General features: G+C 62.9%; 1 protein-coding gene. It reads right to left on the bottom strand.

Annotated features, from left to right (window positions below):
• Positions 1-138: 138 nt before the first annotated feature.
• Positions 139-378 (bottom strand): hypothetical protein, encoded by a 240-nt coding sequence (locus tag WDW90_RS37985; RefSeq protein WP_336492795.1) that lies wholly within the window; start codon positions 376-378, stop codon positions 139-141.
• Positions 379-547: the final 169 nt, after the last annotated feature.

Here is a 547-nt window from a genome sequence, read left to right as displayed (position 1 = left end):
ACTCGCAAACAGCACCGCCGTCTCGATCGGTCCGATCGTGGCGAACAGCGTGACAAACGCGGATGTGATGCTTGGTGACACGTGCGCTGTCACGCTGCCCTACTCGCTCGCAGTCACGGATCTCGGCCGAGGTCGGCGTCAGTTCTGGACGCTGGGTGGCGGCTCGAGCGCCATGCCCCTGGCCTTGATCTCAACCAGCCGCATCAGCTTTTCGTCGGCCCCTTCCGCTCGCCAGCCTTCTACCGAGGCTGCCAGGAAGGCGGCGAAGTCCTCGCGCCGCACGACGCCATGTTTCTCCAAGTATGTCAGCAGGGCATTCAGGATCGCCACCGTCGCGTTGTCGGCTGCAGCGATGGCCTCGATCTGTGACGGCTTCACGGTTCTCTCCAGCCTGTTTGGGACTGACACCATGAGTTAGAGATGAGATGCCGCGGGAAGAAGACCTCGAGTAATTACCCACGCCTTTGTCGGCGGGATTAGGCGCGGATGGTTTTGAGGATGGTGGCGAAGGTGTCGGCCCCCGCGAGGCGGGCGGTGTCGATGACGG

This window comes from Methylobacterium nigriterrae, assembly GCF_037106235.1.
In the GTDB taxonomy this organism is placed as follows: domain Bacteria; phylum Pseudomonadota; class Alphaproteobacteria; order Rhizobiales; family Beijerinckiaceae; genus Methylobacterium; species Methylobacterium nigriterrae.
Note: the sequence above shows the minus strand (reverse complement) of the source record. Positions and strands in the feature narration are given on the sequence as shown.